The organism is Pseudomonas sp. GW821-FHT01A09 (assembly GCF_058986725.1).
Genome location: NZ_JBYSWB010000068.1, coordinates 1 through 1181, shown reverse-complemented (window position 1 = coordinate 1181; position 1181 = coordinate 1). Strand labels below are relative to the sequence as shown.

Below are 1181 nucleotides of genomic sequence, written 5' to 3'. Positions count from 1 at the left end.
TGCTTGTATGGTAGAACTTGAAGGGGTGGTGGGACGAACGCTAAGCATCTGACTGCGCCAACAGTACAGACCGTGGGAGACCTCGCCCCACCCCTTCCACCAAAGCGCCGATAAAGAATGCATCGTGAGAGAACGACGATAGGAACAAGCCTGCGCCGCTTGGTGAAACCCCGACAAGTTCTAAAACCTTAACGCGGAGAAGTGCTCATGGCAATGCAGGTCGCTCAGTCGATAGCAGGTGTGGATGTTGCCAAGGCAGAATTGGTGATCTATCACGAAGACAGCGAGCTGGAAGTTGTCATCGGCAATGAAAAAGCAGCCATCAAACGCTGGCTGAAAACGTTGAGTGCCAACACAGCGATCGCTGTAGAGGCCACAAATATTTATCACATCGACATCCAGGAAATGGCCTACGCCGCCGGATTTTCAGTCTATGTCGTTGATGGATACCAACTTAGTAATTACCGCAAGGGCGTTGGGTTGCGCAGCAAGACTGACAGGTCCGATGCCAAATTGTTGGCCCGTTTTCTCAAGCACGAGGGTCAAGAGCTTCGTCCCTGGACGCCACCGCCAGCGGCTTACGGGCGGCTCCAGAGTCTTCTGCGGCGTCGTGCGTCGCTCGTCCAGGCGCGCACCAAGCTGACTCAGAGCTGGACAAATGACGCTACCTTGAAGACGGCATTTGCAGATTTTCTGAAATCCGTGGAGAAACTGGACAAGCTGGTCACGAAGAAACTTCAGGAAGTCGTACGCCAAGCCGGTTTGGCTGAGCAAGTGGCGCGTTGCCAGGCGATCGAAGGGATAGGCTTCTTGAGCGCGACGGCCTTAGTGATGGCGTTTATTCGAGGTGACTTCAAAAAGGCGGATTCATATATCGCCTTTTTGGGTATGGATCTCAAAGTTTCCGATTCGGGCCAAAAGAGCGGGCAGCGGCGGCTTACAAAAAGAGGTTGTGCGGAGATTCGTCGATTACTGCACAACGCGGCGATGTCGGCGAGTAGAAGCGCGGCGTGGAAAAGCTTTTATCAATATCAGCGAAACCGCGGAAAAGCCACGACTCAAGTGCTGGTGATGCTCGCTAGGAAGCTCGCGCGAGTGGCCTTCGCCCTGTTGAAAAACCAGAGCGAATACCAATCCAAAGCACCGATTCTGGCTTGTTGAAAACCATAGAATCTCCCACA

The 1181-nt window shown here is 53.3% G+C and carries 1 protein-coding gene; it reads left to right on the top strand.

Annotated elements, in window-relative coordinates:
* Nucleotides 1–207: 207 nt before the first annotated feature.
* The gene (locus AC3WJP_RS29055) at nt 208–1161 is read left to right on the top strand and encodes an IS110 family transposase (protein WP_493724599.1); all 954 of its coding nucleotides are present in this window, start codon (nt 208–210) and stop codon (nt 1159–1161) included.
* Nucleotides 1162–1181: the final 20 nt, after the last annotated feature.

What these genes read in the sequence shown, in the direction of transcription:
- AC3WJP_RS29055 (WP_493724599.1), top strand. Translation starts at nt 208, where the DNA reads ATGGCAATGCAGGTCGCTCAGTCGATAGCAGGTGTGGATGTTGCCAAG.